Origin of the sequence: Brevibacterium sediminis, from assembly GCF_024895295.1 — a bacterium.
GTDB classification, from domain to species: Bacteria; Actinomycetota; Actinomycetes; order Actinomycetales; family Brevibacteriaceae; genus Brevibacterium; species Brevibacterium sediminis.
This window is the reverse complement of record NZ_JAHQRN010000002.1, coordinates 506,104-532,000: the sequence shown is the minus strand read 5'-3', so window position 1 is coordinate 532,000 and position 25,897 is coordinate 506,104. Positions and strand designations below refer to the sequence as shown.

Genomic DNA, 25,897 nt, shown 5'->3' with positions numbered 1-25,897 from the left:
CTGTCATGAACACTGAATACGACGTGTGGCTCGGCCTCGACGTCGGCAAAACAAGTCGTCACGGTTTCGGACTGGGGCGGGCAGGTGAGCGTGTTTTCGACTACGAACTTCCGCAAGACGAAGTAGCACTTCGGGACGTGATCACGACCCTGCAGGACGAGCAAGGTCGAGTGCTCGTCATCGTCGATCAACCGAACATGATTGGGGCGTTACCTGTCGCCGTCGCCCGGGTTTGTGGTGCCGATATCGCCTATCTTCCGGGGTTGGCGATGCGCAAGGCGCTGACTTGTATCCGGGTTAGGCGAAGACTGATGCCCGGGATGCGTTCACCATCGCCGATACCGCCGGAACGATGCCACATACTTCGAGGTCGGTGGATCGGGAGTCGGATGTGCTGGCAAACATCAAAGTGTTGGCTGGTACGGATGAAGACCTGGCGCACGACATTACGCGAGCGATCAACCGGCTACGGTCCCTACTGCTCTAGATCCACCCCGCGCTGGAACGCGTCTTCAAAGGAACCGTGCTGACCAGGAGCATCGTGTTAGATCTGCTGATTCAGTATCGGGGTCCAGCAGGGCTGCGTGCGGCGGGGCAGTCGGGGGTGAAGCGGTGGGCGAAGAACCACACACGCAAGGATCCCTCGGCCTTGATCGATGCGATCTTCGACGGGTTGGCTGAGCAGACGGTGACCGTGCCCGGCATGGAAACGTCGGAATCGGTGGTGCCACGCCACGCTAGCCGGATCAAGGAGTTGAAGGCTGAACAAGGCGAGATCGAGGCTGAAGCGGAGGAACTGGCTGATTCGCTCCCTCATCTTCAGGTCTTAACGTCCATGCCGGGAGGCGGCGTTAAGACCGCCTCCCAGATCCGCCTGGCAGCCCGCGAATTCTCCCCTGAGTTGCACAAAACTTTAGTTACCCACCGCTGAGGGCCGAATCTACGACTTTTCCAGCGCGTTGAGCATGTTCTCGACGGCCCTGGGCACTTACGTTGTGAACGTGATGTCCTGCCCACCCATACGCCTGGTGCGCACCCGCAACGGCCGCAAACACCTGATGAGCTTCTTCAACGACGCCCCCCCCAGTCGAATCCTGCATATATATGGATACAGCCAATGCAGTGAACACGACCGTCAAGTGCGCCACAACCGCGTCCCTTTTCCGGTGAAAGATCGGCCTGGCTCACAGATCTGTCTTCGACATTCGAAAAGACTGCTCGACACGCCACAAGTCGTGACACCTGCCAATTACCTCGACAGCAGTCATGGTCCCGACGGGAAAGTTCGTCACGTAGCCTTTGAATCCAAAGAGCTTCATCGCTCGCTCATAAGCCTTCTCACCGAAGGCTGTCACCTCGCCCGTGACCTTCACAGACGGGGCTTTCTTCGCCGGCTTCTCACCATCGACAATCGCCAAGGCCAGGTTTCGTTGAATGTTCAGGGTCTGCTCATCACGCATCGCCCGCTTCCGACGGTACTGCCACACCACCCGCCATCTGTACGGAAGCGCCTTTCGGTAGCACCTGTGTAACAAAGTGGTAGCAGCTATGTAGGTACCCGGTAGCAGTAGAGCAGGATTGCTTTCACCCACAACAGTGAAGTCGTGATCAGTGAAAGGAATCCTGCTCATGGCCGACTACCGGCTCATTCTGTCCCTGATCGTTCAGGGACACTCCTACCGCCAGATCGAAGCGATGGCGCATTGCTCGCACCGGGCGATCGCGAAGGCCCACACCATCGCCAAGGACCAGTCGATGACGACAACGGACCAAGTCGATGCCCACTCCGTCGACGACCTAGATCGGTTCTTCACCGATGGCCGCAAAAGCGTCGACGGGGACTTCGTTCCGAACGATATCGATGCCGTGATCAACGCTCGGATCGGGCGGAAGAAGCCACCGTTGAAAGTGCTGTGGGCCCGCTACCTCAACACCCCGTCACCCACTGCTTCGGCGCGTCATTACAGGTATGAGCGGTTCTGCTAGATCATCGCCGAACACGTCCGTACGCACGACCTCACCAGCCCGATCACGCACACCCCGGGGCACACGATGCAAGGCGATTGGACCGGTACCCCGATGTGGATCACCGACCCGATCACCCGCGCGACCACGAAAGTCTCGGTCTTCGTCGCCACACTGCCGTACTCGGGAATGATCTTCGCCTACGGATGCCCAGATGAAAAACTGGCCGCTTGGTGCGATGCCCACAGGCGTGCCTTCGAATACTTCGGTGGCGTAGCCCAGGTCATCATCCCCGACAACGCGTCAACAGCGTCGAACGAGATCACCAAATACGACAAGACCCGCGACGTCAACGCCTCCTACGCCGGGTTCCTCGAGCACTACAACACCGCAGCCATACCGACCCGGGCCTATAAATCGAAGGAGAAAGCCAACGTCGAATCCGGCGTCAAGATCGTCACTAACTGGATCATTCACTACCTCGCCGACCGAACATTCGTCGACATTAATGACCTCAATGACGCCGTTGCCGACCGGGTCGAATGGATCAACGACCGCACCCCGTTCCGCAGCCAGTCCAGGTCCTGGCGTGAGTGGTTCACCGACGACGAAGCCGGAGACCTCATCAGCCTGCCCGACCAGCCCTGGCAGGACGTGAGCTGGAAGAAGGCGAAAGTTTTCCGGGATTGGCATATCCAGGTCGAAATCATCAAATACGCCGTGCCCGCGGCGTTCGTCGGCTCCACCGTCGATGTACGCATCATCGGCACTCGACTCGACATCCTCGCCGTTGGGGACATCGTCGCCAGCCACCGGGTGGCTACGAAGACGCATTCGTATGTCACCGATGCCGACCATGCGCCCGCTTCTCAAGGCCAAACGACTGGGCTGTGGACCCGTGGCTACTTCCTCCGGCAGGCCGCGAAGGCAGGACCGAACACGGTTGACGCGCTCACTCGACTGCCAGATGCCAAGAAGATCGAAGCCCAGGGTTCAGAGCCTGCATGAACATCCTGTCTCTCGGCAAGGGCGATAACCGGCCGCTGCAGGAACGGGCCTGCCAGACACTGTGTGCCGATGAGCGCCGGCCGATCAGCTACACCGAGATCAAGCACCAGATGACTGCCATCCGCGCTGAAGCCAAGCAACGATCTGTAGTTGCACCACCACCATCACCAGCCCCAGCCTCGGCTGTGTCCAGGGATACCAGCCGGGCTCATTTGACCGGTGTTGATCAATTCCGGCTTCAGGCGCTGACGAACGAGGAGAAGGGATCCGACCGATGAGCGACCACCTGACCATTGATGACATGGCGACTTTCACCCAGCTGCGGATGACCGCGTTCGGGCAGGCCGTGATCGATATCGCCAACGACTCCGACTACGACGACTGGACATTCTCAGCAAAGATCCACCATGCTCTCGATATCGAGCTCGCTGCCCGGGCAGATCGCCGGGTTCATAAACTCGTCAAGGCCGCGCATGCTCCGAACCCTGCAGCCTGGGTTGAAGACATCGGGTACCTGCCCGACCGGACGCTGACTCGCCACATTGTTGACCGGCTGGCCTCCTGTGCCTGGGTCGAGAACGCAACGAACTTGGTCATCCTCGGCAAAACCAGTGTGGGGAAGTCCTATCTGGCCCAGGCCCTGGTCAACGCTGCCTGCCGGAAGGACTACACCGTCGCTTACTGGCGGCTTGATGATCTGGGGAATCGGTTGGCTGTCTACCAACCATCGGATCCGGGAGGATTACGATTCCTCGATAGTCTCCGGCATTGCGATGTCCTCGTCCTCGATGACTTCCTCACGACTCCGATCACGATGGACACGACCGCCAAAATACTGAACATCCTGGCCAGCAGAGAGGGCAAGGGAGCCACGATCGTGACGTTTCAATTCGACCCTGTCACTGGTACAAATCACTCCACGACGCCGTCATCACTGAATCAATCCTCAGACGGTTGGTATCCGTCAGCGAGATCGTCCAACTCGATGGCCCGGATATGCGCAAGAAGACTCGACAACTACCCGAGGTCGATAGTCTGGCGTGATCGTAGACTTGGAGCGCGGGGCACCGGAGCAGTGCTACCGGACCCCCGCGCTCCTGCTACCGGTTCGATCCACAGACGCTACCGAATGCAGCTTCCCTAAACTCTTCTTCACCCGGTCCGGATTGAGTCGCTTCACCCCTTTCGGAGTGATCGTGCCAATAATCTGCCCATAGTCGGTGCATTCGCCGCTCCACCGAAACTGCATGGCCAGACCGTGTGGGACATTCGTCTGCCTGGACCCAACGATGAACCACAGCCCAGCATTATCGAGTTCCTTCAAACTCTTTGGCCAAGAGTATGCCGGCATCGGCGGCAACGATCATGTCTGTGACGTGGTGGCGGTCGTCAAAGGCTTTGAACATGGGAATGATCATTTGGGTCTCAGCCTTCGATCCTTCGAGACAGCCGATCTCTAGCGGGAATTCGGTCCGGTCGACGAGGAGTCCCATGACGGTCTACGGGTCGACCCGGCCTTCTTTCGAGTATCCGACCTAACAGAGCGCGCCTTCTTTCTCAGCCTCAAAATGTAAGGTCGTGACGTCATACAGCAGCAGACTGATCCCAGTGGTGGCGACACTGTAGACGAAGCATTACTCAGCGATCCGTGCCCGGTAGTCAGGTTCTTACGTCCGGACAAGGCTGTTGAGGAACGTGTGGCGGAGGACGTCCTCGACACCGAGTTCGTCGATGACTCTGACACTGTCAGACTTTGATGTCGGCTCAGCCAATCAGGCGGCAACGCGTTGGAGAATGCTTCATTATCGATGATGTCGAACCCGAGTCTTTCGTACACGGCGCGGATCGTGTCGATGAGGAGCCCGGATCTGCTGAACTTCACGACTGAGGATAACACTCGCGTTTTGACGGCAGTGTCGAAGTCGAGTGTGGCATGTCCGAGGTCACGGAGTTCTTCGCCGGCCTCGACGACCGCAGCGAGGTCATCGGGCGTGTGGGCGCCCCCGAGGTGCTCGACAATCCGGTGCCGCCAGCCAGTCTTATCGGCAACCTGCGGCGCCGTGGCGACCAACTCGGTCGAACCTTCCCCACGAATGAGCTAATTCCACCATGATACGGCTCAAATCAGTTAACCAAAGCCGAAAGAAGCAACCGTCTATCCAGTATGAATATGCGTGGAGCTCACGAACACCTCATCTACTTGTACACGGCAGGTCCGATCGCCAGATAGAACACGAGAGCAGCCCCGATGCCGATAGCTATAATACATTACCAATTGATTTGCTTGAACTCGAAGGAGAATTCGAAGGAAAAACCTTTTCTCCAACAAATTGCACGCACTGGATATTCATTAGAAACCATGAACTAAACCATCAACCAACAGACGATCGGCACCAAATAGGCAGTGAAATGAAGTATCGCAATTCAGCGAGGGTAAGCACCGGATAAATGCATAGTCGCCAATGCATTGAGACGTAGGTTCAACCGAAAACCCAACAGTAGAACTACCAGCTATAGTCTACAACCGATCGCGAAGCGAGTATAACGAACCGAAAAATATCCTTAGCTGAAGCTACTAGAACCTGAGCTCTACAATTCCAGATCTCAACTCCACACCGTACCACCAACAGAATGAAAGAATCTGGATACTAACAGCAACACCGTTTTTTGACAGTAAGCAAATGATACGGAGTGCCGGGGAACGCTCTATGCACACGGCCACCGAAACCATAAGATTGCACGTACTCCAAGACTATCTGAGGATCAACCACAGACTCATCGATCTCAGCAATTATGCGTTCGGCGTTCCGAAGCTTATCGCCCGCAGAAACTATCAGTTCTTGCTCAGTACCCTCAGTATCAATCTTCAATAAATCACACGGCTTATCCAACACGTAATCCATAGACACGGCAGGTATATCTATCGAACCACCACGTACGGGAGCACCTACGTTCTCTAATAGAGAATTCCGAGTGTGGCGATCCCTGAGATACAGCCGAGCCCTCGACCGGTCCCGCTCGGGGACTACGGCCGCGTGAATCACGTCAATCCAACGCCCAACTGAATGCTCCCGAAGTTTATCAACAGAACTCGGAGAAGGTTCGTAACTGACGATGCGGCCTCCTCGCTGAGAACAAAGCAACGTAAATATCCCGACATTTGCCCCAATATCAATCACGCGCCACCCGGGTTGAACTACGTACCCGGTAAAGTCGTACTCACCACGCATCCAGATATCTTCGATGAGACGAAGTGAAGCTTGGCCAGAATCATTTATATCTACATAAACGCCACCCAACCGAATGGAATCCGCTAATCCTACGCGGACGCGCAACAAGTCCGACACTGAAACACGATTACGAAACGCAGAAGTCCACCTCACAAGCCGACTATCTCGAAACCGAAAGTCGAAGTCAGCATCTTCGCCCTCGGGTTTCGGAACTACCAGTTGCAGAACTTTACGGCGAGATTTCATTTAGCACACCCCTCTCAAAATTGCTCACATCGGAATAATATTACTACTCGATACTAAACAAACAGAAGATTCTACGTTCTAAGATTCTCAGCACCATATCGCTTCTGAAGAAACGCTTGTTCAAAACAATCACTACTAATACTTCGAAAACTAGCATCAGACAAAGAGGGGCCGAATGACGCTACCAAAAATCCAGAAAGCGACCAATTCAAAACACCTTTAGACAAAGAGCATAGTACTTCATCGTACACCCACGCGTCGGCGGAATTAACGAAAAGCCGGAGACTCCGCATGTCTCGCGCAAGCCCCTCTCCAATCATCTTCAAATAAGCTTCCTTCGCCGTCCATGTCACTAACGAACGAAAATCACTGAGAATCGGATCCATATCGATTTTGTCATCAGTAGACCGTATGTCGCCGATAACTAGATCTGATAAATGCGTGGCGTTCAGCGGTTCACAATCTATCCCAATAGACGTGCCCGATGATATCGCACATATTAATAAAGTTTCAGAATGGGATAGAGAACACCCGATCTTCGGCATCCCAGACAATTCGTGAATGATACGAGGTTTCCCATGCGCCTCCCCACAATTGTGACACGTACGGTCCACTGAAATACTTTCAACGTCACAAGTCAGGAATTGTGAAGCCGCAAGCCTAAGTAGCATAGTTCCGTAAACAAACTGATTTAGACGGTGAATCGACTTAAAAGATGCAGCTCTCTTGACGTCCCGGTCCGAAAGAAATCCGAGGGACATGTCAGGATTCGACAATTGTGAACTTGAACAATGGGAATAATAAATGCGTGTCATACCGACAACGCCGGGAGTCTCCACTTGGTCAATCACCGAACGTCGGCTCCTCCGATGATGTGTTCAGCAAACGTTCAACAGTAGCAACAAAATCTTTGAAATTGGGGTGCTCGAAAATTACATAGATCGGCAATTCAAGACTGAGTTGTGCAGAGATGCGGTTACACAATCGCGCGGCGCGCAATGAATCTCCACCGTCCGCAAAAAAATCGGATGGGCGGTCCCCTATCACGGTAACGTGCTCCATCCATGCGGAGTAGACAATATTAGCGACCTTCGTGTCATTCCTCATTACGCACCTTCCCATCTATTCCAGTCTTCGCGCTGAGCGTATAAACAGACATAAAACCCCCACCGAGCATGCACACAGTCCGCTGATAACGGTAACAGTAACAGGTCCGATAGAGTCGGCAAGCATACCAAATACATTATTCATTATTAACATCGGTATCGTTTGCGCGAGCAACGCCGAAGCCTGAATCCTCGAAGTTAACTCTTCGGGAGTGTTGATAAGAAGCGCTGTGGCCGTCCGAACAGTAAAAGTACCCGCTCCAAATCCTGACACCGCGGAGTAAATGGCTGCTATCCAAAAAGTGCCTGACAATGCGATTCCGACTATGGCTAGTCCCGATATAACCAAGCCTACAACGACTGGAATCTTAAGTAGCGTTTTACCACCGAATCGATAGACCACCAAAGCCGCGGTACCAAGACCGCCAGCAAACGCTCCCGACACTATGCCGGTTTGTGCAGCTGTCCAGCTATTGGTGTGGCCTAGCAATGGAGCGAGCAGAGTCATCAACGGCAAAACAAAACCGGCGGTACAGCACAATAGTAATAGTATGGTACGTACCTTAGGCAGAGAGGCGGAAGCCCTTATTCCAAGCCAAGTATCAAAAAGTAGGCTGTTTCTATTCTCAGCTCTGTTGAACTGTCCCACACGCTTGCGCAGGATGGACATCAGCACTACCATCGCCAAAAAACCAACAGCAGCAGACAGCGCGGCTCCCTGTAGGGCGAAAGCAGTGACGACTGAACCAGCTATAGCAGGACCGGAGAACCCAACGACCTGGTTGACCGCCTGACGTGCAGCTACGGCTCTATCAAGCCCAGATTCTGAAACCAGCAGCCTCGGTACGGCACCACTAGAAGGACGATAGAAAGCGTCCGATGTACCGATTAGAGCTGCGATTAGCACTAGCACCCAAGGCATTGGACCCAGATTTAATACAAGAACGTACCCGCCGACGCCAACGAAAAACATCGCACAATCGGAAAGCAACATAATTCGCCAGGGCCCAATTCGATCAGCTAAAGCTCCCGCGGAAATCGCCAGGACCAGGCGAGGCAACGCCACTACACTCAGAACTATACCGCTTAACGTCCCGCTAATTCCAGCGGCCGTCCAACTCAGTCCATAAGTCAACACTTGCGTTCCCAAGAGGGATACAGTTAGGCCTGCAAGCCAAACCCTAAAGACCTTTTGGCCATCCATTTCTCCATGGTCCGACAAGCTGGATCCTTTCCTGCACCGCGTACTTAGACAGGCGGGCTGTAATTACGCTCAATATTGCATCTGAATAGCTAGCTCGATTTTCGCCTTTTAAGAGAAATCCGGGTTCAAAAACGAATCTGGTCGAAACTGAGAGTGATGAGTCTTCTTAGCTCGTCGATTCTGTGCTTGTCAAGTACCGACTTCCTGATGATAGATCGAATGGCTATTTCGGTCGCCGTAATCTGGCAGTAGATATTCAGCGGCCGCCAGTGTATCCGGTCGAATGTGACCGGATGACGGACGACGTTCGCGTCAGGAAGGCTTAAACTTCGATTAGGATTGTGCAACGAAGTGGTTAGATTTATCTTAACAATATCGGTTACGCCGAGGGTATCTCGAATCTGCCCTTCATATACTTCTTTTAGATGTAGCGATTCGAGCCAATCGCTGCGCGCGCTTTCGATGGCTTCAATAACCGTCTCAGTTTTATCAAAACTCATGTAAAGCTGACGCGTGGTCACCATGAAACCTATAACAGATTCGTATTCCTCTAATTTACGGTCGGATTCATCTGAAACACATAGGACATTGCGACAGTCAGTTAGCTCGGCGACAGCTTGAGAGAGGAGACATCGAACAACAAGAAAGGGCGTGACCTTTTTTATACGTGCGAGCCTGTGGACGGCCTGCGCCGCTTTCCTCCCGACCAGAAGCGAACTATCGTGTACATCAAGTTTTGAAGCGTCATGAAGGTTACTATAGACTCCATCTCCCCATCGTTCCTCAGCGGAAACGGTGTGGCCCTGAAGTTTCTTACTCCAGTAATTGCAAGCCTCAGAGGAATTGCTCTGATGGAGAATCGATTGCCTGGATACATATGAAGCATAGTCGCTTGAACCGGATACATTGCTATTCCCGCAGTACGACGCTCTAATCTTTTTCCAAAGCAACGCCTCAGACCAGGTGTCCGATACTAAGTGATGTAGTTTACAGATCAAGACAGTCGGATTTCCGACTCTTATCTCGAAGTTGACCAGCGGTGCCCCGTTACACACTTCATCAGCATTCAGCCGGCACCGTTTCGCTTCGGTTACATGATCTTTAACCGATTTGCATCCAGACGAATGTGTCACTATTAGGTAGCCTGCGAGATTCTCTGTCTCCCACCCGCTAATGCTTCCTGTGGATCGATCATACTTTATATAGGTACGAAGTGCAGCATTTTGCCAAAGCACACTTTCTATGGCCGACGTCAAACGTTCAATATCGAAATTACCTTCGATGCTGTACACGCTTACGTAGTCGTAAGTGTGAGCGTATGCAGGAACTCGCACGATGTTTCGCACCATCTCCTTTTGCTGAAACGACAATGCGATACGACGATTCTCCCCGCGCTTTAGACGCTTATCCCTTGTAGTCTTCATATCTTATTCACCACGGTCGCTATTCGTCATCTGTGTTTCATAGCAAATTATATATTATCTCTGTTTGCACCTCGGACGTGCCATCAATAATACGGAATGCTCGCGCCTCTCGATATGCCCCTTCGAGCTTATAGTCTCTCAGCCATCCGTTCCCGCCGAGGATCTGCATTGAATTATCAATGATCTTGCATGCACATTCTGTTGCCCACAACTTCGCGGTCGACGTTTCAAGCAATCCGTCACTGCCTGAATCTAGTTTACTTGCAGCTTTTCTTACCATGTGGACGCAAGACTCTATGCTACAATAATTTTCGACAAGCATATGCCTTATGAAATGGTTTTCGCTTATAGCGCCATGAACGAGTTTACGATTCCTCGCGTATTCGATAGCCGTTTCTTGCGCAAACTTTGCTAAGCCCAATGCTCTTGCGGCAATCGTTAATCTTCCGTAAGGGAGCCACTGCAACGCCTGAGCAGTCGCGTGGCCTAGCTTCCCGATCCCGCCGAGAATGCTCTCGTCGCTCACATGCACGTCGATCTCGACATCGAACTGATGGTAGTCCTCATGCATGCCCGCCAAGGGCCTCACTACCCAGCCCATATTGCTCGCGACTGGAACGATGAAGTTTGTCGGGCCGTCCTTTTCCCGCCCCCTTGCGTATGCCATCACGATAGCTAAGTCTGCCGAATCAGCGTTGGAGATGAGATGCTTGTTTCCCTTTAGGTGCCACCTCGATCTTGAAGGATCCCAGACTGCCTCAGTAATCGATCGACCGAATGCGGAACCTCCAGTGTGCTCGGTCATAGCCGTGCATCGAGTAACTTCTCCCTTAACTAGAGGTTTAACCCAATTTTCACGCTGAGTGGGAGTACATTCGTTCAACACGTGAGTGGGCCCTTCAGGCCCCGCAAGCGTATAGCGCGAGAGGTCCAGCCCCGATTCCGCCGCAAGTACACGCATCTCCGACATCTCCATTTGAGAGATGCCACGGCCTCCGAGATCAGTGTCAAAATCAGCAGCGTAGAACCCTCGCGCTATCGACAACTTGCGTATCGCGTCAGGAGTCTGTTCAGCCAGGTGCCCGAACTCTCCCTTTTCCAACATCTGAAGAAACTCTTTGAACTCAACCACCATACGGCCCCTCGTACCTTTGTCGAGGGCGCACTCGGTCTCGACTTCCATGGATCTCATCAAGACTGTTTGGCTATATGGTGGCAGAAATCACCGAACAGTGGATGTTCGAAAATCATCGACACAGGAAGTGCTATGCCAAGATCATCACGCAAGCCCGCGATTAGGCGCACTGCTAACAATGAGTGCCCCCCAAGCAGAAAGAAGTCGTCGGTGGCCTCGATATCATCAAGGTTGAGAACAGCTTCCCACCGATCCTTGACCAAAGATGTAACACGCTCAAACTCTTGAGATGATTCAACTACCATTCAGAATCACGGTTCCTCACACGTTCGTCATTGAAGGTTGAGTTAAGTTGCTACATCCAAACATACATCCGATCTGATGTCCAGCAAGCAAAACAACGTGCTGTCTGCGTCCGTGATTCGAAGCACAGCGTTCTATTCTGTTCCACCGGCAGCACTATGCTTCGGGATCAGCGCGAAGTCACTTACCAACAGCCGTAATTGGCACTTCAATCAAAACTACGCAATATAGACCCACACTAAGCATTCGAATATCTCCGCGGACAGCTTACTCTGACCCCGGAAGCTACTCCGTCATACCAACAACAGCTTCGGTACGCCGCACAAGCACTGTCTCTACTATGGATCAAGCACCTACGTAGACAGAGTCACCCAACTTGTGTCTTCACTTTACCAGCGAATGCCAAGGCCGCGTGACAAGATCTCGGGTCCAATCGGTCACTCGCAGGCGAAACACCGCTCCCACCTACCGAGAGTCCTTGTTATCGAAAACTGACCAACAGATCGGTGACAAAGCCGGACCCGGATCCTAGAGTATAGCACAGCTGTATCGTTGAACTACAGTAGTCTACCGTCAGTACAGCCAGCATCGACATTGACGAATCCTCACTGCCGTTCCGATTGCGATTACGAACTGATAGATTAAACAAGTACGCCAACGACGGCGCTCTACGACTAGACAACTTCGCAACGACGCGACAGTTGGCAAGGAGGCGGGATGTACCAGCAAATATTGATTACAGGTGCCTCTTCAGGAATCGGCAGAGCAGCAGCTCTACAATTCGCACGTAAGGGACATAGAATAATCGGTGTCGGCCGGTCCCAATCAAAATTGGATTCGTTGGAACGCGCGTTACGTAACGCAGGCCGTCACGGCAGTGAGAATCACCTAGTTCTACAGACCGATCAGTCCAGCCTTCACGATACTGTGCGCTTATGCGAATCCCTAAAACGAAACAATGTGGTCCCTGATGTCATAATTGCGAATGCGGGGGTTCAGCCGGCGACGAGGCGAGCGACCTGCGAGGGACTTGAAACGACGTTCGCGGTCAACCATCTATCTCACTTTCTTCTAGTTAACATCCTCGCACCAATTGTTCGCAAAGCGAACGGTAGATTGATAGTTACCGCGTCCTCTTCTCACTTCGACGGACCTACCCTCGAGGACGATCTACTATTACGTGAAGGGTGGACTCCCGCTGACGCATACGGTAGATCCAAACGAGCAAACATTATGTTCTCAGCCGAAGTCAACCAACGTTTGAGGATACCATCCACCGCATTCCACCCAGGGGATATCCGAACGAACATCAATCGCGAAGCAAGATATGTTCGTTTTACCAAACCCTTTGAGTTCATCCGGTACGAGTCGCCTACCAAGGCAATTGGAACGCTAGAGTGGCTCGCCTTTAGTTCAGAAGGTGCTGAACCGAGTGCGCTCTATTATGCAAACAGAGAGCCAGCGATAGTCGCAGATGAAGTTAACGACGAATCACGAAGAGCTCTTCTATGGTCGGCTTCGGAGCAGCTAGTTCAGAAGGTACTGGGAGGACTCCCATGGTAAAAGAGTTACAACAATACATACACGACATCTGGGCAGATATGATAACTGATCCAGCGTTTCCATGTGTGGGAGCCGCGGGAGCTGTCAGACGTGGCGACTATTTACACGAAACCTATACTTCGTTGACAGAAGTATCAGCCGCCAAATCGTGTGCCCGGAGTTTGAAGTCATTCAATAATTCGAGGTCGAGACTCAGTCATCCAGTGGCTGTTTTCGCGGCTAGTTTCGCCTTTTCATATCACCAAAATGAAGAGGAGTTCGAATCAGAACTTTGGGCCTTTCTAGCAGCTTTATGCGAATACGACCAAGACTCACCTTCGAACAGCTCACAGACGATAGATGAACCTGACGACATCGGATTCATATTCGACGGTCGACACTTTTTTGTTGTTGGCATGCACCCTCTAGCATCAAGACCTGCCCGACAATTTGCCGTGCCTACTCTAGTATTCAACGCGCTCTCGCATGTCGCTCCCCTAGTTCCTAATGGACGATTCGAACGCATGAAGACCCAAATAAGGAAAAGAGACGCGCGGTTGAGCGGATATGAAAACCCAAGCTCGGAACTCCCGCGTCGAGCACAATTCTCCGGACGACAAAACGATCCAGAGTGGACGCCGCCCCATCAATAATAGTTACCACTCCTTTTAAGTTGACGCGTCTAAGGCTGAAGCATCAACCCCAATCTGCCCCGTAAACAAAACTAATATCAGAAACGGACGGATCGAAATGAGCTTTGTAAGTACACACAATGAGTGGGATCCGCTCGAAGAAGTAGTAATTGGTACCATGCGAGGTGCTCAGGTGCCGCAAGTCGGCGACGATCTGTTTGCCGTAGAGTTCTCGAACTACGGACACAGATCCAACGTTCCAACAGGACCCTATTCCCCCGAAGTGGTTGAAACAACAGAAACGGAGCTTGATGACCTCGCGCGGACTCTGAAACAGTTAGGAATCAAGGTACGCAGGCCCGAGCCGCGCGACACGTCCAAGATGTTCTCAACCACCGACTGGGCAACAGACGGGTTTTATGACTACTGTCCCAGAGACGTCCTACTTACCATCGGTAATTCTATCATAGAAACCCCCATGGTTCTGCGTTCACGATATTTGGAGCCGAATGCATATAGAAGTATGCTAATCGAGCTTATGGAGAACGGGTCAAGATGGTTCTCGGCCCCTAAACCACGTCTCCTAGACGAATTCTACAAAGAGACAAACCCTCCCGGTGAACGCCTCCTCAATGAAGAACCCGCATTTGACGCCGCAAATGTCCTCAAGCTCGGTACCGATATACTCTATCTAGTATCAGATAGTGGCAACGAAAAAGGGCTCGAATGGCTACGCCTGATGCTAGGCGAAAAGTACACAATACACCCTTGTCGAAACATGTATGCCTCCACTCATATCGATTCAACAATAGTACCGATCCGACCCGGGTTGGTCTTGCTGAATCCAGAACGAGTGACCATGGAAAACATGCCAACATTCCTTCGGAAATGGGACCATATATGGTGTCCTCCGCTGCAAGACACGGGATATGTATCGAAGCAGCCATACAGTTCCACTTGGATCGGCATGAATCTGCTGGTCGTTTCGCCCGGCAGGGTCATTATTGATGATAGACAGACAGAATTGATCGCACTACTCGAGGCAAAAGGCGTCGAAACTATACCTCAAAGACTCACACATTCGCGCACGCTAGGAGGATCCTTCCATTGCGTCTCTCTCGACATTCGTAGAAGCGGAAGACTGGAGACATACCAATGAGCAAGTTTGCATCCGTACCAATAATAGTAGGAGGCGGTTTCGCTGGTTTAGAATTAGCTAAATCTCTATCTTGGCTAGGCGTGTCTGACGTCATCGTTCTCGAAAAAGGCAGTTCCAATGGCCGGAACTTACACAATAACGTGACGATGAACGACACAGAGGCAGCCAATATATGGCTAAACTACAAAACTGACCCGGCCTACCGCCAGTCGTGGAATTCCGGGCACCCCCCACACTATGACTACGGTTCAGGTGAACGCAGCCTCCTGGGAGGGCGGTCGCTGTACTGGTCAGGTGTGGTACTTCCAATTGAACGTTGGGCGCTAAGAGACTGGCCACCTGCCCTCGTCGCAGAGCTATGTGGCAACCAAAGAGACGGCGGTCTCTACGGAGAGATTCAATCGGAGCTAGTACAACAGCTACCGTCCCGACGCGGGCGCTGTATAGAGGCATTTGGACTTGTATTTGGAGAAACGCCGAAAGCAATAACTGATATTGACGATAGTCATTGGTTTGCGTACTCTCCACTCGATCATTGGAGACACCCTGTATCCGGGGAATCTCCAGGAATGCCAGGGCAGTCGAATTTTAGACTAAACAGAGAGGTACTAAAACTGGATGCTCGCGATGGACAGATCCAGGGAGTCCAGACTGTTAACAAAGACGGCCAATATGAATACTACAGATCTTCTACTGTCGTTCTAGCTGCAGGAACTATACCTAGTGCGAAACTCGCGATTGATTCTGAGATCCTAGTTGACGACACTGCCGTCGGCATAGCGGACCATATCGTGCAAGGGTTCTGGGTGAAACTGGATCGCGATAAGGCAAACGCCTTGGGCACTTTGATTCCCACCGGATCATGGGTCGCCTTCCTACCGGAACCCGTCCGTTCTAATATATTTGTTGAACTTAAACGAGCGCGCGAAGAGTCGCCTTTATACTTAGATATAAAACTAACCGGCGAGCAACAGCGTTTGACAACCAATACGATTACTCTCGACGGATCCGGGACACCTGTTGTCGCCGCAAGCCTCAGCTCGGCGGACAAGAGCCTAATTCAACATCAGAGAAGGCATCTTTCAGCCATGTGGAGTGAAATCTGCAAAACCATTGGGATAGCGCCACATCCACTTGACTTTGCACCCTACGAACTACAGTCAACTGGTAACTCTGCTCTTATCGACGGAACTCTCTCTCGTATCTCAGAGAACACCCCATTGACTTGGTCGAACTTTCTTGGCACAGAAGATCATGAGAGCGGAAGCCTTGCAATAGGAGAGGTAGTCGATCAAGATCTAGAGTTCAGGTCGGTGAAGGGCTTATACGCCGTCGGACCAAGTGTATTTCCTCGCACTGGGGCTGCTAATCCTACTTTGACTACTATTGCACTTGCCCGAAGGTTGGCCACTACTATTTCTCAGCGGGTCGGGGGCACTGGATCCTCACATGATAGGCAAAACTAACCATGAAGAATCAGACAATACAAACTGCAAAGTTCACTCCTGGAGACACGGAAATCCCGTTGTATATAGGATCCTCTTGTCCTGAAGATTTCGCCCGCTATATCACATCCTTTGGGGTCGATCGCCTGGCCATTGTCACCGACAATACTGTCATTCGGAACTTGCCCCGACTACTGGATGCTCTTCAGCGTTTAATACCGACTGTGCTCCTTACTGGGGAACCAGGCGAATCAATGAAGACAATGGAGATCCTAGATGCGCACCTGAACACGGCAATCGAGGGCGGCCTAACAAAACAGAGCGCGATCGTGTCTTTTGGGGGCGGGGTTCCAGGAAACTTGGCAGGCATGTTGGCAGCGCTGCTGTATCGAGGACTACCTCTCTTCCATGTTCCAACCAACCTAGCTGCTGCAACTGATTCTGTACTTTCATTGAAACAGGCAGTGAACAGCAATTGGGGGAAAAATCAGATCGGAACTTATTATGCACCGACCGCTATATTGGTAGACGTTGATTGCTTCTTCACACAAGGCGAACGTGAAATTCGAGCAGGAATGTGCGAGGCCCTAAAAAATGCTCTGGCGATTGACGCAGAACAACTAACGTATATCAGTAAAAGTGGCCTCCCCAGTGAGGCGGTCGAGTTCAGAAGCATGCTTGACGGTTGCATAAAGGCAAAATCGAAAGTTATGCTAAACGACCCCAACGAACAGAAAGAGGCACTTGCTTTAGAATACGGGCATACAGTCGGCCACGGTATCGAACATTGTCTCCGGAGAGAAGGAAGAGGCCAGTCCCTGACTCACGGCGAATGCGTGGCAATCGGCATGGTCTCTGCCGCTATGATTTCGTCAAAACTTGGCTATCTCTCTGTTGCGGATGTCAGATTACACGAGAAGCTCATTTCCCAGATTGGTGCCCCAACTCGACTGCCATCAGGCATACTGCCCGATACGGTTTTAAAGTACGTACTCAAAGACAACAAACGGGGGATAATAGACGTAGACCCGAATGATATCCCAATGGTCTTACTTCGTGATATTGGAGTCCCTGTATTCACTGACGATGTTCCACTCGTCGGTGTACCATTGGATCTAGTTCGCGAGACTCTATTGGAAATAAGCGCCTAGAATAATTCACTATAACCGCTGGGAACGCAGCGCGCGTTTGAATGCACGACAATTATTCTTCTTGCGTAACGTTGCATTCTGTAAGCTATTTCCATAATCTTTGGAGGCTTCAATGGAATATCATGAAGACGCTCTGAGCGTACTCGAAAATCAAAAGGCGTATGTGTCAAGACTGTTTAAGACGCTGACAGCTGACTCCGATGAAGAGACACATTACGAGGAACATCTCTTTCTTATCGGAAAGGGTGCCGAATGCATCGGCGAACTTGAACAGCATATTCGGCAATGGCAAACGAATACACCAAACATCGCAATAACTATTCTGGGGCGAAATTGTGATTTGGTAGCTAGACTGGTAGAGTGGCGGCTTAACCGTTTAGGCAGCGAACGTCCAGATATCGCCCTCACGCAAACCTGGTATGAACCGAATCATCGGTCGCCTTATCGACGATTTCCTTGGTCGACCGTCGTAATCGTAGTGAAGCGATTGAGGTCGGCAACCCCGATAGTTCGCATCCTTGCCTCTCAACAGAACTCACCTGCTAAAGAGTGGAAACATCTTTCGTTTGCTGCCGATGGTAGAAAGCCCAATCGCACTTCCGCCCATGTCCATAGTGTCCTGGGAATTGACGTCGAGCCCCTCAGAGTCAATTCGCTTGTAGACTTCGATTTTGCCGAGATCGCACCCCCTAGTCCTACAACAACATCCAAGTCCTCTTGGCAACAGGCTGGATGGACTTACTCGCTACTGGGAGAACTAGATCGGCAGCTCGAACAAATTGGCCACAGCAGGACAGGACCGCTGATATTCCAGCGTCACTGCTCGGTCTCCAGTCTCAATACGGTGAACTCCACCTTGGGACTGCTGTGGATCAAGATGAACCATTCAGCGTTCCCGTCTGAGCCAGAATTCCTAGGAAGGTTGCCAACACGTTTAAAGCGGTACGTGCCCGTCGTCGTATTACACGGCACCAATTGGTTTGCTATGCGCGACTATTCGACGTCGAATCCGCCAAAGCTATCGTTAGCCGACACTGTGTCGACATATCAATCTGAAATACGGGCAGCACTGCAATCCGGAAGCTTCGACGATATTTCGCTTCGCCGTCCACTCAGTGACATCGATAATATCTTCCAGGAGTTACTAGATTTGCATAGTTGGCTACCTGATGAACTTGGGCAGCGTTTACAACGTCACTCAGCGGAGATCTGCAGCATAGTTGAAGCTGAGTCAGAACTCGAGGAGACACTAGTTCACGGCGATTTGACAGCGTCGAACATCGCTTCCGTCAGGCAAGGTTTCGTGATTCACGACTTTACGGATATAGCGTTTGCCCCATCCTGCGTCGATCTGGTGTCGCTGGTTCGTACCCTGAAGTCTCCAGTTTTAAAGCAGCAAGTTTGCGAAAGTCTGAAGTTGCATTGTAGCTATGACCCGGTCAAGTTTCAGCGATCGGTCGTTGTCGCTGAAGCATTTCAAGTAGCTAACTACCACAAACTTGTGCAGTCAGTAGACCAGACAGCAGCTGACCACTCCTCGGGCACTTCTCTACAGGGCCATCTACTTCAATCAGCGGTTCAACTTCTCGACGCTTTACACGGCAACTTCGCGATGTAGCTGTCCGGCCGTGTGAGATTTAACTGATGCGACAGTATTCAGCTAAAACGCTTTCTCAGGTGTTCATTCGCCGAAACTGAACTGTTCAATAGCGAATATCAAAGACCTCCTCTATACCTCCGACGTTCTCAAGTTGCTGTACCTTCTACGCAATACAGGAGCTCCCCAATGCCTAACTCAATTCTACAGTCATTCCAGAAGCACGCGGCTATTCATTCTACGTGCTTAGCAATTGACGATAGAGAATCTAGAATCACTTACCTCGGATTGGACTCGCAGAGCAGTCTTTTAGCCGAATCATTTATAGCACACGGCATACAGCCAAACTCTCTGATCGCTTTAATAGGTAATTCTCTAACAGATTTTGTGACGATGATGCTCGCGGCATGGAAATGCAACTGCGCCTATGTTGCTGTCTCACCTACATCTCCCGCCACGCAACGCAGGTATATAAGCTCTATTTCCGCCGCGACTGTTGATACGAACGGTACAGTCTCGTTCAACGACGAGAGAGCCACAGAAATCCTTCCTGCAGGGACCGCGTATGTCATATTCACGTCAGGCTCCACCGGAAACCCCAAAGGAATCGCGATAGGCCACGAGGGTCTGTCTAGACTCGCTGCATGGCGGGCTCGGTTTGCTAGTCTGCAACCTGGCGACCGCGTGGGGCAGGTTGCAGACCTAGCTTTTGACGCGAGCGTTTACGAGATCTGGCCAGCCCTTGCTTATGGTTGCACGCTAGTGCCGACCACCATGCACTCGATACTAGAACCAACCGAACACAAACAGTACCTCTGTGAGAATAGAATCAAGGACGCCTTCGTTCCAACAGCGCTGGCACCAGGCCTGTTCGATCAGTCTTGGGATGGAAACTTCAGTCCTTCGACTCTACTCTCTGGTGGCGATACGTTACGCGCTTGGCCGACAGAGTCGTTACCATTTGTATTCGCTAATGGATACGGCCCGGCAGAAGGAACTGTAATGTCGACTGTCGCAGTGCTGGACCGATACAGTCACAAGCAGCGTCTGCCACCCATCGGGCGTCCGCTACCTCACATCAGTTATAAAATAGTACCAGAATCAACATATTTTGGCTCAAACGCCCGGGGTGAATTGTTGATTGGTGGCGCCAACGTTGCATTCGGGTATATCAACGCGGACAACTCGGCTTTTAAGGAAGTCGCAGGTACAAGATGGTTCGGTACCGGCGACATAGTCGAGGAGATTGAAGGCGATCTGTATTTCATAGGAAGAAGGGATAACCAGATTAAGGTAGCAGGAAGACGAGTCGAGATAAACGGTATCGTCACGGCACTATGCGCTCTCCCAAATGTGTACGATGCGGTTGTGCTACAAGCGACAGAGAATACTCACGGCCTACCGATAGGAGCTGTTCTCGCTATGGAGTCTCACGAAACCTTTGACCGTCGTTACATTCAGAAGTCTCTCGCTTCCATCCTACCCCTCCACGAAGTTCCCAGCCTATTGATTCGAGTGGCAACAATCCCAATGACGAACAATGGAAAATACGACCTCGACAAATGCCGCGAATTGTTACGTGAACATCATTCTGGCTTCTAGAACTCATTTTCCAGTTTTAAAACCATTTCGACCACTGCAGATTGAAACTCACTAGATACCGCAGGAAAATCATGCCCACCAGGCACGACTGACATTCCCGCAATTGGATTGAATACGCGGGACCATGCGGCCATCGTCCAGCTAGGGGATATTCTATCGGTGTCGCCAGCGAGCAGGAAGCCAGGTACCTTATACGGTAGTTGTGCTTCATCAAGAACTCTATCGAACGGCTCCATGAGCTGAGAATCTTGCGCGATCTTTCTATGAAAATACTCGAGGTCGCTCTCAGTGAAATTCTCTATGCCTTCTGATTGGGAAACTGCTTCCGAAATACTCGTCGGACGCTCGTTTTTTCTCTCGGAGGGAGCAGTAGCTCCTGAAACTATCACTCCTAATACTCTTTCACTGTCTAGCCATTTAATAAGCATTGAAATAATGTAAGCACCAAGGCTATGACCAAACAAGACGGCAGGAGCGTCTAAATCTTCGTTTAGCGCCTCCGCGAGATTTCGCAGGGTGTCAGTCGCATCCCCGCCAGTCAGTTCAGCATAGTCCACATGAATCACATTGAATGATGAGTCACCTTTCGAGATTAAATACGATAAACTCACACTGCCGCCGGCGTGGGGAAAAACGACTATATTGGTTTTGGTTGATGTAGGCATCGATTGCGTAATGGACTTAAGGGCTGCTTTGGCATTCATCTTGATGCAACTCTCCCATGGTTTGACTCTCGCCCGAAGGTTGATGATTAATAGTCTGTATACGGTGAATAATAATACTGTACGCGTAGCGGATTCCTGTGCAGAACGACTCATTTTTCGATTTTAATGTAGGTAAGTCTACACGGATTTCGCGTACCGATACGCCCGCGTTGCGATCATACTAAGAAATATCTGCGTGACCATCGCAGTTACAGTAGCAAGATCTGCCCCGAATAGCCTTTGCATAGACTACGATGTGTCGTTTCCTGACATTCGTGTTCGTCCTGTAGCGGCTTGGTTGACTTTACAGGGCACCCATGCTTAGATTCCCAAAAGTAGTTTCAAGTTCGCCAAGTACAGAGTTGTACAGAAGGGCAACAACGATATGAGACTAGCCATTGATGGTGGTCCTCCCGTGTGGACTAGCGCTTGGCCCGAGTGGCCGAAAGCTCAAAGAAATCTCATTACCGATATAACCGAAACCCTTGAGTCGGGGCGTTGGGCGGTGAGCGGGCAATGGACGGGAGCAGAGCCGGTCGACCTCCGCCTTGGGAGAAAATTTGCTGAATACTGCGGCGCTAAATATGGCCTGCCCGTGGACCACGGTTCGAGCGCGCTTATGATTAGTCTGCTGTCGACTGGCGTACGACCTGGCGATGAAGTGATTCTCCCAGGACTGTCTTGGGTTGCGACAGCGTCAGCGATCGCCAGGATAGGTGCCATACCAGTTCTTGCGGATGTGGAACAAGAGAATCTCTGCATCTCTTCGAGCGCTGTGGTACAAGCAATTACAGATAGAACGCGGGCAGTGGTCGTAGTCCATCTATATTCGACGATGGCCGACATGGACGCCCTTGAAGAAATCTGCCAAAGACACAATATTTTACTCATCGAGGATTGTGCACAAGCCTACGGTGCCAGATGGAATGATAGACCCGCGGGCTCGATCGGTATCGCCGGGGCGTTCAGCACACAGCAAGGCAAAGCGCTCACATCTGGGGAAGGCGGACTCTTCGTCACTTCGTCCGATGAAGTATACAAACGCGCAGAGATGTACAGAGGAGATGGTAGAGCATATCCGTCGGATCCGCCGGCAGTAGGCTATCCGGCTTTGTCCGAACACGACGAAGTCCAAGGTTGGAACATGCATTTATCAGAGATACAGGCGACTATACTCTTAAATGGCCTGAGTAACCTTGAGGAAATGGATAATAAGAGACGTGCGGCCGCAAGTTTTCTCGATGGTGAACTCAGGACGCGCTTGTCCGAGTTCTTTCAACCTGTAATCCCCTATCCCCAAAATAGAGTACGCGGCTACTATCATTACGTGATTAAGTTGCGCCAGTCCGCTTGGTCTGGAATTGATATAGAAGCCGTATGTAAAGCGCTCTCTGCCGAGCTGGGCATGCAGTCACACGCGACCTATATCCCGCTAAATCAGAACCCCCTATTGGACCCCCAGCGACTTTGGGGAAATCACGATCAGTGGGACCTTAGTCGATTCGAATTGCCGAACTCAGAATCGGTTAGAAACTCATCCATTCTATTACATCACAGTGTTCTGCTGGCTGATGATGACGCCCTTAATTCGATTATCGTGGCATTGCATAAGATTGCCGTATGCCAGGATCGACTTCGGGAGTGCGCGTGATATCTCAAGGGTTCGCATGGTGGTCTTTCGATAGTGACCTGATCGATGAGCACAGTCTACTCGAGCGAGCGTGGGAAGTCGGGATGCGCGGAATAGACTTTCTTCCGCAGCGACTATGGAAAAGTGCCAAGGAAATCGGATTCGAAGTGTTGACTATTGATGGACATCCTTCCATCGACTATGGGCTAAACAATCCGTTGGAAAGCGCCACGATTCTCGATCAACTTCGCACGTCAATCGACTTAGCTCACGAGAATGGAATCAATGCTGTAACAATAGCTTCTGGGCTACGTAACGGGATACCTAGGACCGTGGCAATTGAAACTATGATCAACACAGTTTTGGCAGTTAGTCATCACGCCGAAGAGTCTAACGTTTCTGTTCTCTTGGAACCTCTCAATTCTAGGTACGATCACCCAGGGCATCAATGCGATACTGTAGAATTCGCGGAAGAAGTAATCAGAGGTACAGGTTCAAGTCACGTTAATCTTCTGTTTGATGTTTACCATGTTCAAATCATGCAAGGCGATGTTACTAATCGCATTAGAAGCTGCTCGGATATCCTCGGCCACGTTCACACCGCAGGTGTTCCCGGACGTGGCGAGATTGGGCTAGGGCAGGAGATTAACTATCGATGGATCGCCTCCTTGCTGAAGGCAATCGATTACGGCGGCTGGATCGTTCACGAGTTCGTGCCGCGCGCGCATCCAATATTGGCACTTAACGAAGCTTACTCGGTGTTTGATAATGAAGAATGAACTCACGTTTATGATTGACTTGGTCCGGTTAACATCCGCCTACTCGTCAACCTGGGATGGAGAATTAAATACGTGCTCCAAACCTGACGGATCACCCGTGACCTCGCTGGATTTGATTTTGGATGAGATAATTCTTTTCCATATACGCAACAGGTGGCCCGATGATTCAATACTCAGTGAAGAAGCTGGAGTGATTCCAGGCTCGTCTACCCGGACTTGGGTCATTGATCCCCTAGACGGTACCTCGCGATATATTCGCGGCGAGCCCTCCTGGGGCACTCACGTTTCCCTTATGGAGCACGACAAAGTAATCTTAGGTGCGATTTCTCGACCTATTCTTGGAAAGCTAATCTGGGCCAAACAGGGGTCTGGTTCACACTTGATGACGAGCGCCAACGCCGGAGGACAAGTTGAGCAGCTCATGCGAGTCTCCACGATCGGAAACTCATCGGAAGCGCGGGTCGTCGGCCTATTGGAAGGTGGCGGATCAACTGAGAGAACACTTGTCTCAGCAGCCGTGAGCTTGGATCTTTTTTCCGACTTCGCGGTCGAAGACCTAGCTATGGGTAGAGCCGACGCGCTTTTCGACGACGGCGGGAAACTATGGGACCAGGCTCCTGCCAGTCTCATCGTCCGTGAAGCTGGTGGATACTATTCAGATATTCATGGCGGAATGACTTTGGACAGCGGTTATGGAGTCTACAGTAACGGTGTACTTCATCCATGGGCGTTGTCGCTCGCTAAAAAGAGCTTTTCGTGCTAGCTCCACCTGAGCAGATAGGCAAGTTAGAGCTTATCGAAAACATCGAATACTGGTACGGAATCGATGCTGGAGAGTTGGAGTTCCAGCCATCCGGGGAGGATAGCTGGAACTTTCGAATTGGAAGCCTTTGGTGGGTTTCAGTTCGGCGCGATTTTCGGGGGCATGTTCCACCTGCTTACGCAGCGGCAAGGGAACTCGCGGACAGCGGTATAGATTTCATTATTGCGCCCACTCGGAATCGTGATAGCAATTGCACTAGTTATCTAGCCAGGTCTGGGCTACCTCTAGTTGTCTATCCCTGGTCACGAGCAGTTCCAATAGGCCAAGTCAGATCGCCTTATTTAGCCTCGTGTTTAGCCGATTTGCTCGCGGTTGTACATCGTAGTTCGGTCGAAGAGGTTCTTCCTAAGGAGGATTTCAAGCTTGCAGCGGTGGAGTCTCTATACGAACATTTGACCTGGGCGGACAGAGTGGTTAACCCTGCTAACTATAGCTCGGACGACGATCTCCATAACCTCCTCAGCAATCATCGGGCGTTCTTACTTCGATTGCTGGACGATACCGTTAGGATAGGTGCTATTCTGCGCGAACGGGCCCCGTCTCTGTTCCTCACACACGGCGACCCGTCAGCGACCAATTTCCTTAAGGAAGACGGCAAAATATTACTCGTCGACTGGGGCGGAGCTTGTCTCGCACCCGCTGAACGAGATTGGTTCCATCTGAGAAAGAACTTTGGTTCGGCTCCATTGGGAGATCTTTTGATTGAAGAGTTTTACCGGAAGTCTTGGATTCTTACCGAGGTCGACGAGTATGCTACTTGTTTGAGAAAGAAAAGTGTTGGTGAGGCCGATGCTAGCGCAATGCGGAACAGAATGCGTCGTTGGTTGGCTGCAGCGGTGAAAGAATATGACCGCTAACAAATGAGCGAAACGCGGCCTTATCATCGAACGAACCAACGCTGGTTTGAGCTCCGCACGCGCCAGAGGACGGGTCGGTGGGCGCGAACCAAAGCTGACCCCGTAGCAAGAACAAGCAGTTCTTTCCGTCGTCGACGGCGGAACGCAGAGCCTCACTGCTATAGCTGCCGACTCCAACATCTCCCGCTCTACCCTTTACCGACTCCTGCGTCGGCCATAACTTAGCGAACGAAGTCGGCCGGTCCCGACGTGTCTGCTTCGGGACCGGCCTGACTCCGCAGAGGAGCATTTGGACACACGATATCCGGTTTGATTGTGTCATGGCGACGCCCTCGTTCAGTTGTCTTCATTTGTA

Annotated in this window: 25 protein-coding genes and 3 pseudogenes; 18 read left to right on the top strand and 10 right to left on the bottom strand. The window is 51.5% G+C overall.

Annotation, left to right across the window (positions count from 1 at the left end; all coding sequences use genetic code 11):
- The first annotated feature begins 5 nt into the window (after positions 1 to 5).
- Together KTJ89_RS19410 and KTJ89_RS06805 are read left to right on the top strand one after the other, a co-directional pair.
- On the top strand, positions 6 to 530 hold the full coding sequence (locus KTJ89_RS19410; protein ID WP_259357177.1) for an IS110 family transposase: 525 nt from the start codon (positions 6 to 8) through the stop codon (positions 528 to 530).
- Positions 531 to 541: 11 nt separating this feature from the next.
- The gene (locus KTJ89_RS06805) at positions 542 to 931 is read left to right on the top strand and encodes a hypothetical protein (protein WP_259357176.1); all 390 of its coding nucleotides are present in this window, start codon (positions 542 to 544) and stop codon (positions 929 to 931) included.
- 57 nt (positions 932 to 988) lie between these two features.
- On the opposite strand, the pseudogene KTJ89_RS19405 reads toward KTJ89_RS06805, so the two are convergent.
- Positions 989 to 1,505: pseudogene (locus KTJ89_RS19405) on the bottom strand (IS1634 family transposase); the annotation flags it as partial.
- 124 nt (positions 1,506 to 1,629) lie between these two features.
- Here KTJ89_RS19405 and KTJ89_RS06795 point away from each other — a divergent pair.
- The 4 genes from KTJ89_RS06795 (at position 1,630) to KTJ89_RS06780 (ending at position 4,117) form a co-directional block, all read left to right on the top strand.
- On the top strand, positions 1,630 to 1,986 hold the full coding sequence (locus tag KTJ89_RS06795) for a hypothetical protein (RefSeq protein WP_259357174.1): 357 nt from the start codon (positions 1,630 to 1,632) through the stop codon (positions 1,984 to 1,986).
- A 66-nt stretch (positions 1,987 to 2,052) separates the two neighbouring features.
- Entirely contained in the window at positions 2,053 to 2,973 is a 921-nt protein-coding gene (istA, locus tag KTJ89_RS06790) for an IS21 family transposase (protein WP_259357173.1), read from the top strand.
- On the top strand, positions 2,970 to 3,251 hold the full coding sequence (locus tag KTJ89_RS06785) for a hypothetical protein (protein WP_259357172.1): 282 nt from the start codon (positions 2,970 to 2,972) through the stop codon (positions 3,249 to 3,251). The genes istA and KTJ89_RS06785 overlap by 4 nt, the downstream gene beginning before the upstream one ends.
- On the top strand, positions 3,248 to 4,117 hold the full coding sequence (locus tag KTJ89_RS06780; protein WP_259357171.1) for an ATP-binding protein: 870 nt from the start codon (positions 3,248 to 3,250) through the stop codon (positions 4,115 to 4,117). The genes KTJ89_RS06785 and KTJ89_RS06780 overlap by 4 nt, the downstream gene beginning before the upstream one ends.
- A gap of 3 nt (positions 4,118 to 4,120) precedes the next feature.
- Here KTJ89_RS06780 and KTJ89_RS19400 read toward each other — a convergent pair.
- From KTJ89_RS19400 to KTJ89_RS06745, 8 genes and pseudogenes are all read right to left on the bottom strand, one after another.
- A pseudogene (locus tag KTJ89_RS19400) lies at positions 4,121 to 5,076 on the bottom strand (IS1634 family transposase); the annotation flags it as partial.
- 545 nt (positions 5,077 to 5,621) lie between these two features.
- Positions 5,622 to 6,203 (bottom strand): FkbM family methyltransferase, encoded by a 582-nt coding sequence (locus KTJ89_RS19335; protein ID WP_374990259.1) that lies wholly within the window; start codon positions 6,201 to 6,203, stop codon positions 5,622 to 5,624.
- Positions 6,204 to 6,520: 317 nt separating this feature from the next.
- Positions 6,521 to 6,994, bottom strand: a complete 474-nt coding sequence (locus KTJ89_RS19330) for a 4'-phosphopantetheinyl transferase family protein (RefSeq protein ID WP_374990258.1) — start codon at positions 6,992 to 6,994, stop codon at positions 6,521 to 6,523.
- 298 nt (positions 6,995 to 7,292) lie between these two features.
- Positions 7,293 to 7,556, bottom strand: a complete 264-nt coding sequence (locus KTJ89_RS06765) for a phosphopantetheine-binding protein (protein ID WP_259357168.1) — start codon at positions 7,554 to 7,556, stop codon at positions 7,293 to 7,295.
- Between the two features lie 15 nt (positions 7,557 to 7,571).
- Positions 7,572 to 8,777, bottom strand: a complete 1,206-nt coding sequence (locus tag KTJ89_RS06760) for an MFS transporter (protein ID WP_259357167.1) — start codon at positions 8,775 to 8,777, stop codon at positions 7,572 to 7,574.
- 107 nt (positions 8,778 to 8,884) lie between these two features.
- Positions 8,885 to 10,108, bottom strand: coding sequence for a condensation domain-containing protein (locus tag KTJ89_RS06755; RefSeq protein WP_259357232.1), 1,224 nt, complete (start codon positions 10,106 to 10,108; stop codon positions 8,885 to 8,887).
- A 112-nt stretch (positions 10,109 to 10,220) separates the two neighbouring features.
- Entirely contained in the window at positions 10,221 to 11,366 is a 1,146-nt protein-coding gene (locus KTJ89_RS06750; RefSeq protein ID WP_259357166.1) for an acyl-CoA dehydrogenase family protein, read from the bottom strand.
- Between the two features lie 8 nt (positions 11,367 to 11,374).
- Positions 11,375 to 11,623, bottom strand: a complete 249-nt coding sequence (locus KTJ89_RS06745) for a phosphopantetheine-binding protein (protein ID WP_259357165.1) — start codon at positions 11,621 to 11,623, stop codon at positions 11,375 to 11,377.
- A 715-nt stretch (positions 11,624 to 12,338) separates the two neighbouring features.
- Here KTJ89_RS06745 and KTJ89_RS19325 point away from each other — a divergent pair.
- The 7 genes from KTJ89_RS19325 to KTJ89_RS06720 all read left to right on the top strand — a co-directional run bounded on the left by KTJ89_RS19325 (position 12,339) and on the right by KTJ89_RS06720 (position 20,749).
- Positions 12,339 to 13,184 carry an SDR family NAD(P)-dependent oxidoreductase gene (locus KTJ89_RS19325; protein WP_374990255.1) on the top strand — a complete coding sequence of 282 codons (846 nt, stop codon included), beginning with the start codon at positions 12,339 to 12,341 and terminating at the stop codon, positions 13,182 to 13,184.
- Entirely contained in the window at positions 13,130 to 13,816 is a 687-nt protein-coding gene (gene gntA / locus KTJ89_RS19320; RefSeq protein ID WP_374990254.1) for a guanitoxin biosynthesis heme-dependent pre-guanitoxin N-hydroxylase GntA, read from the top strand. The genes KTJ89_RS19325 and gntA overlap by 55 nt, the downstream gene beginning before the upstream one ends.
- Before the next feature lie 97 nt (positions 13,817 to 13,913).
- Positions 13,914 to 14,954: a hypothetical protein gene (locus tag KTJ89_RS06740; protein WP_259357164.1), complete on the top strand. Its 1,041-nt coding sequence runs from the start codon at positions 13,914 to 13,916 to the stop codon at positions 14,952 to 14,954.
- Positions 14,951 to 16,420 carry a GMC oxidoreductase gene (locus KTJ89_RS06735; RefSeq protein ID WP_259357163.1) on the top strand — a complete coding sequence of 490 codons (1,470 nt, stop codon included), beginning with the start codon at positions 14,951 to 14,953 and terminating at the stop codon, positions 16,418 to 16,420. The genes KTJ89_RS06740 and KTJ89_RS06735 overlap by 4 nt, the downstream gene beginning before the upstream one ends.
- Positions 16,421 to 16,422: 2 nt before the next feature.
- On the top strand, positions 16,423 to 17,550 hold the full coding sequence (locus KTJ89_RS06730) for a 2-deoxy-scyllo-inosose synthase (RefSeq protein WP_259357162.1): 1,128 nt from the start codon (positions 16,423 to 16,425) through the stop codon (positions 17,548 to 17,550).
- Positions 17,551 to 17,662: 112 nt separating this feature from the next.
- Complete coding sequence (locus KTJ89_RS06725; protein ID WP_259357161.1) at positions 17,663 to 19,168, top strand: hypothetical protein; 1,506 nt, start codon at positions 17,663 to 17,665, stop codon at positions 19,166 to 19,168.
- Positions 19,169 to 19,336: 168 nt separating this feature from the next.
- Positions 19,337 to 20,749: an AMP-binding protein gene (locus tag KTJ89_RS06720; RefSeq protein ID WP_259357160.1), complete on the top strand. Its 1,413-nt coding sequence runs from the start codon at positions 19,337 to 19,339 to the stop codon at positions 20,747 to 20,749.
- Here KTJ89_RS06720 and KTJ89_RS06715 read toward each other — a convergent pair.
- Positions 20,746 to 21,567: a thioesterase II family protein gene (locus KTJ89_RS06715; RefSeq protein WP_259357159.1), complete on the bottom strand. Its 822-nt coding sequence runs from the start codon at positions 21,565 to 21,567 to the stop codon at positions 20,746 to 20,748. The two genes, KTJ89_RS06720 and KTJ89_RS06715, sit on opposite strands and share 4 nt — an antisense overlap.
- 271 nt (positions 21,568 to 21,838) lie before the next feature.
- On the opposite strand from KTJ89_RS06715, the gene KTJ89_RS06710 reads away from it, so the two are divergent.
- The 5 genes and pseudogenes from KTJ89_RS06710 to KTJ89_RS19305 form a co-directional block, all read left to right on the top strand.
- The gene (locus KTJ89_RS06710) at positions 21,839 to 23,104 is read left to right on the top strand and encodes a DegT/DnrJ/EryC1/StrS family aminotransferase (protein ID WP_259357158.1); all 1,266 of its coding nucleotides are present in this window, start codon (positions 21,839 to 21,841) and stop codon (positions 23,102 to 23,104) included.
- On the top strand, positions 23,074 to 23,862 hold the full coding sequence (locus tag KTJ89_RS06705) for a TIM barrel protein (protein ID WP_259357157.1): 789 nt from the start codon (positions 23,074 to 23,076) through the stop codon (positions 23,860 to 23,862). The genes KTJ89_RS06710 and KTJ89_RS06705 overlap by 31 nt, the downstream gene beginning before the upstream one ends.
- On the top strand, positions 23,852 to 24,625 hold the full coding sequence (locus KTJ89_RS06700) for an inositol monophosphatase family protein (protein WP_310650276.1): 774 nt from the start codon (positions 23,852 to 23,854) through the stop codon (positions 24,623 to 24,625). The genes KTJ89_RS06705 and KTJ89_RS06700 overlap by 11 nt, the downstream gene beginning before the upstream one ends.
- A complete protein-coding gene (locus KTJ89_RS19315; RefSeq protein WP_374990253.1) occupies positions 24,619 to 25,542 on the top strand; it encodes a phosphotransferase family protein in 924 nt (307 codons plus the stop codon). Before KTJ89_RS06700 ends, KTJ89_RS19315 begins: the two co-directional genes overlap by 7 nt.
- A 130-nt stretch (positions 25,543 to 25,672) precedes the next feature.
- Positions 25,673 to 25,762 (top strand): annotated as a pseudogene (locus tag KTJ89_RS19305) (helix-turn-helix domain-containing protein); the annotation flags it as partial.
- Between the last annotated feature and the right edge of the window lie 135 nt (positions 25,763 to 25,897).

Excerpts from the sequence above, each read along its gene's own strand:
- KTJ89_RS06785 (WP_259357172.1), top strand. The coding sequence starts at position 2,970 with ATGAACATCCTGTCTCTCGGCAAGGGCGATAACCGGCCGCTGCAGGAA.
- gntA (WP_374990254.1), top strand. The coding sequence starts at position 13,130 with ATGGTCGGCTTCGGAGCAGCTAGTTCAGAAGGTACTGGGAGGACTCCC.
- KTJ89_RS06745 (WP_259357165.1), bottom strand. The coding sequence starts at position 11,623 with ATGGTAGTTGAATCATCTCAAGAGTTTGAGCGTGTTACATCTTTGGTC.
- KTJ89_RS06725 (WP_259357161.1), top strand. The coding sequence starts at position 17,663 with ATGGAATATCATGAAGACGCTCTGAGCGTACTCGAAAATCAAAAGGCG.
- KTJ89_RS06715 (WP_259357159.1), bottom strand. The coding sequence starts at position 21,567 with ATGAGTCGTTCTGCACAGGAATCCGCTACGCGTACAGTATTATTATTC.
- KTJ89_RS19325 (WP_374990255.1), top strand. The coding sequence starts at position 12,339 with ATGTACCAGCAAATATTGATTACAGGTGCCTCTTCAGGAATCGGCAGA.
- KTJ89_RS06780 (WP_259357171.1), top strand. The coding sequence starts at position 3,248 with ATGAGCGACCACCTGACCATTGATGACATGGCGACTTTCACCCAGCTG.
- KTJ89_RS06750 (WP_259357166.1), bottom strand. The coding sequence starts at position 11,366 with ATGGAAGTCGAGACCGAGTGCGCCCTCGACAAAGGTACGAGGGGCCGT.
- istA (WP_259357173.1), top strand. The coding sequence starts at position 2,053 with ATGCAAGGCGATTGGACCGGTACCCCGATGTGGATCACCGACCCGATC.
- KTJ89_RS06705 (WP_259357157.1), top strand. The coding sequence starts at position 23,074 with ATGCCAGGATCGACTTCGGGAGTGCGCGTGATATCTCAAGGGTTCGCA.
- KTJ89_RS06740 (WP_259357164.1), top strand. The coding sequence starts at position 13,914 with ATGAGCTTTGTAAGTACACACAATGAGTGGGATCCGCTCGAAGAAGTA.
- KTJ89_RS19335 (WP_374990259.1), bottom strand. The coding sequence starts at position 6,203 with ATGCGTGGTGAGTACGACTTTACCGGGTACGTAGTTCAACCCGGGTGG.
- KTJ89_RS06765 (WP_259357168.1), bottom strand. The coding sequence starts at position 7,556 with ATGAGGAATGACACGAAGGTCGCTAATATTGTCTACTCCGCATGGATG.
- KTJ89_RS19330 (WP_374990258.1), bottom strand. The coding sequence starts at position 6,994 with ATGCCGAAGATCGGGTGTTCTCTATCCCATTCTGAAACTTTATTAATA.
- KTJ89_RS06755 (WP_259357232.1), bottom strand. The coding sequence starts at position 10,108 with ATGGTGCGAAACATCGTGCGAGTTCCTGCATACGCTCACACTTACGAC.
- KTJ89_RS06795 (WP_259357174.1), top strand. The coding sequence starts at position 1,630 with ATGGCCGACTACCGGCTCATTCTGTCCCTGATCGTTCAGGGACACTCC.
- KTJ89_RS06700 (WP_310650276.1), top strand. The coding sequence starts at position 23,852 with ATGAAGAATGAACTCACGTTTATGATTGACTTGGTCCGGTTAACATCC.
- KTJ89_RS06710 (WP_259357158.1), top strand. The coding sequence starts at position 21,839 with ATGAGACTAGCCATTGATGGTGGTCCTCCCGTGTGGACTAGCGCTTGG.
- KTJ89_RS06735 (WP_259357163.1), top strand. The coding sequence starts at position 14,951 with ATGAGCAAGTTTGCATCCGTACCAATAATAGTAGGAGGCGGTTTCGCT.
- KTJ89_RS06720 (WP_259357160.1), top strand. The coding sequence starts at position 19,337 with ATGCCTAACTCAATTCTACAGTCATTCCAGAAGCACGCGGCTATTCAT.
- KTJ89_RS19410 (WP_259357177.1), top strand. The coding sequence starts at position 6 with ATGAACACTGAATACGACGTGTGGCTCGGCCTCGACGTCGGCAAAACA.
- KTJ89_RS06730 (WP_259357162.1), top strand. The coding sequence starts at position 16,423 with ATGAAGAATCAGACAATACAAACTGCAAAGTTCACTCCTGGAGACACG.